This is a genomic window from Okeania sp. SIO2B9 (assembly GCF_010672505.1).
GTDB lineage: Bacteria > Cyanobacteriota > Cyanobacteriia > Cyanobacteriales > Microcoleaceae > Okeania > Okeania hirsuta.
Genome location: NZ_JAAHGK010001125.1, coordinates 1 through 2,528, shown reverse-complemented (window position 1 = coordinate 2,528; position 2,528 = coordinate 1). Strand labels below are relative to the sequence as shown.

Genomic DNA, 2,528 nt, shown 5'->3' with positions numbered 1-2,528 from the left:
TTGGGTAATTTTAAGACTGTAATTAAATCATTTCCGTTCAATAAAGGAGTGGGGTGAGCAACTTGGTCTTCTGGATTAATATAACGTTTAATTAAACAATCAATTTCTGTTATGGATATTCCTTTTCCTACTCCTACAACTGCTAAAGCAGGAAAATTTTTTCCTATTTCTTGAAATAAGAAAAATTGTTGCCTCACAGATATCTGAGAAATTTCTATTTCTGACAGTTTAGCTAAACCTTTAATAACTGCTATTGTACTCCTAATTTCTGCATTGCTATACTTCAACCCCATCAATTCAACTTCCGCTTTTTCTGGATCGGAATTAACTAATATTGCTAACTTAGCGATCGCCAACAAAGAGGTTTTGACTGTATTGCGCACCCCCCTTGCTAACTCATCTTTTAACTGAGACCAATTTTTTCCTAACTCCTCTGCTGCTATGTCTATTTGTTTTGCTATTTCCCAATTTTCTCCCGCAGTAGAAAAATAACTAGAAAGTAAACAATCTTTCCAAGCTTTTTCTATCCAAAACATACCTTGGGGATGACTCAATAAATAACTTAATTCTGTCTGCACTCTTTCTGCTGCAACATTAGTCAGCAAAGGTGCAAATTCTCGAATAGCTGTTTGAGTTTCTGGTGAAATAACAAAACCTAGCTGTGCTGCTTGACGATATGCGCGTAATAGTCGGAGAGGATCATCTCTGAGATTAGCAGATTTTACCATTCTGATAATACCATCTTGCAAATCCTTCAGAGCATTAAATAAATCTATCACCTCATCATTAAAAGGATTATAAGCGATCGCATTTATTGTAAAATCTCGTCGCCATAAGTCTTCCTCCAGACTATTACCTTCTATTTCAGCAAAATCAACTGTAGTCCCTTGAAATACCACCCTAGCAATTTTTCGTTCGGCATCCAATACCACAAACCCCGCTTGATACTGCTTCGCAATACTTTTGGCAATGTTAACTGCTTGGTCGAGGATAATAAAATCTAAATCCAGATAATCACTTTTGCGCTTCAGCAAAGCATCTCGCACAGATCCACCGACCAAATAAACAGGTTGGGGCAACATTTCTCGGTCAAATGGCCAATTATTGGGAGATAAAGCAGACAGGGAATTTATCAACATTGGTAAAAAAATCAAGTGAACTTCTCTGTAATTAGGGCTTGCGTATGGAAAGTCTTTTTGCTGGGGTAGGAGACAGGAGACAGCTATACTGGAGACAGGAGAAATAGGAATGAGCAAGGAGGTAGGAGTAAGAATTGTAAGAATGATTTTTCTACCCAACTATGCGCCTAAAATACTAACTTTTTGAGCCTTTTAGACTGAAAAATTTGCACTTTTTTCGACCCCAAAAAGGCACTTGTCTTTATATGTCAATGGTTTTAGATTAGATCGGTAAGCCCTAATTAGACTTTCTGAGTAGGAAATCAGCGCTACGCGCAAGTCAGAAGTCAGAAGTCAGAAGTAATCTCTGATCTGAAATCCGGTTATACAGTTATCGCACTTTCTACTTCCATTCAATGCAGATATAAAATACCGGAATATCTCCAGATAATTCCCACTCTCATCCTGACTTTCTCCTGACTCCTGACTCAGTCCTCCCGACTCATGACTTCGAGAGCGATACGATAACTAATTACCCGGATTCTATATGACTGGGTTTGAGCATTTAGGAATGTCCTAAGCTCTGCTTCGACTGCTATAAAATTAATTTGGGCTAGAATATAAACTCATTAAATCATTAAAATAGAAAATTATACCATGTCCGGATGATTAAGTTTAATAAAAATGTTCTATTGAAGCGATCTTGAAGGAATATCTCAAGTTTCTGCTCTGTTTCCAGTATTCAATCTTGAATTTAGACCTACCACCTACCACCTACCACCTAAGAACTTTATTATCACTAATCAAACGGACACGATATTATTGCATCAATTAAGATGAGAGTTGAGGATTAACGAGGTACTTACAAATGTGTATTTGTGTTAACTGCCACTATGTAGATCGGTGTGTTACCTATCATGCTGTAGAAACTCAGCACGAACAACTTCATTTAACAGAAAATCCAGACTTTGACCCGGTTGAACCTACAATCAATGTTAACATTCGTCCTCAAAATAATGAAATTGAAATGGAGTGGGATGTTGTTGGTTGTGAAAGTTTTAAAGAAGAAATGGGCAAATGGGCAAAATTAAGACCAGGTGAACTCATCCCTACTTAAAGTAATTCTAATTCTTTATTTCCCCTTCTTTTTATAGATAGAGTGAGAGTAGGAAATAGTACAGAAAAGGAGATTTTATGTTCGCTCAAATTATTTACTATTTATGAATATAGTGAAACTCCCAGACAACAGGCAATAGGGGGAATAAAAAGCTAATAATATAAGACTTTTAGCTATTGGGGAGTTCCTGCAATTTGTAAATGTACCAGCACACCCTGCTATAACTTTATCTCCCACTTCTTTTTCCTAAAGAAGTGGGAGATAAAGTTATAGCAGGGTGTGCTGGTACATTT

At 36.9% G+C, this 2,528-nt stretch carries 2 protein-coding genes; one reads left to right on the top strand and one right to left on the bottom strand.

What is annotated here, in order from left to right; translation table 11 throughout:
- On the bottom strand, window positions 1-1,154 hold a 1,154-nt coding region (locus F6K13_RS28020; RefSeq protein WP_287289131.1), incomplete at its 3' end, for a CCA tRNA nucleotidyltransferase.
- A gap of 832 nt (window positions 1,155-1,986) precedes the next feature.
- On the opposite strand from F6K13_RS28020, the gene F6K13_RS28015 reads away from it, so the two are divergent.
- Window positions 1,987-2,235: a Ycf34 family protein gene (locus tag F6K13_RS28015; protein WP_124144887.1), complete on the top strand. Its 249-nt coding sequence runs from the start codon at window positions 1,987-1,989 to the stop codon at window positions 2,233-2,235.
- Window positions 2,236-2,528 lie beyond the last annotated feature (293 nt).

Excerpts from the sequence above, each read along its gene's own strand:
- F6K13_RS28015 (WP_124144887.1), top strand. The coding sequence starts at position 1,987 with ATGTGTATTTGTGTTAACTGCCACTATGTAGATCGGTGTGTTACCTAT.